Below are 895 nucleotides of genomic sequence, written 5' to 3'. Positions count from 1 at the left end.
ACGACAGTTCACAACGACACTGTGCGTCAATTTGTCACAACTGTAGCAGGAGCAGCCATGCGCACTCAAGAGTTTGTCCGGAAAACTGGCTATACGCCAGTTGCTGCAAAGGTTCGTCAACAACTTCAATATCAGTCAGAAGGGAGCGATTCTATGGACCTCGCCCTGCAAATCGAACAGCTGTTCCGCAACGACCGCAAGAAGTATCTTGGCTTCATTCGCCAGAGAGTTCGCAGTCAGGAGGAAGCTGAGGACATTCTTCAAGATGTCTTCGCCAACGTGCTTGCCGCTTCGGCGGACGTTAACAAGCCCATAGAGAACATTGCCTCGTGGGTATTCACATCCGTACGAAACCGGATCATCGATTCGTACAGGAAAAAGCGCGCCGACAATTTCACCGACCTTGGCTCCAACGATCAGAAGGACGAAGGCCTTGATCATGTTGAGCGCTTCCTTGGCGACTTCTCATACAACCCCGAACACGATCTGGTACGGAAGACCATTTGGGAAGCCGTCCTGACGGGACTCGAAGAGCTTCCCGAAGAACAGAAGTGGGTCTTCGTCCAAAATGAATTTGAAGGTGTTTCGTTTAGAGAGATGTCCGAAGCAACTGGCGTTAACATTAACACGCTGCTTGCCCGGAAACGGTACGCCGTATTGCACCTGCGCAAGAAGTTGCAGGAGCTGTACGACACAGTAAACGAAAACTAGGACACCTCCGGCGCAATGCCGATGCTGAACTCTCCAACAGCCCGCTCGATCATCTACCTGTGTTGCATCGGCGGGCTGTTGATCGTTAACAGCACTATCGTGATGCTGATATGGAATGATGTTCTTCTGGACGTCATGGAATCCAATCACGATCTCACCTTTCTCGAAGGCGCTGGTATTACAG

General features: G+C 51.1%; 1 protein-coding gene. It reads left to right on the top strand.

The window, feature by feature from the left end:
* Positions 1-711 (top strand): RNA polymerase sigma factor (locus ACLD7X_RS17175; protein ID WP_411424905.1); only part of this gene is annotated, 711 nt, incomplete at its 5' end.
* Between the last annotated feature and the right edge of the window lie 184 nt (positions 712-895).

The sequence above is a fragment of the Aphanothece microscopica RSMan92 genome (assembly GCF_046613545.2).
Taxonomy (GTDB): Bacteria; Cyanobacteriota; Cyanobacteriia; order PCC-6307; family Cyanobiaceae; genus NIES-981.
This window is presented reverse-complemented; position numbering and strand designations above follow the sequence as displayed.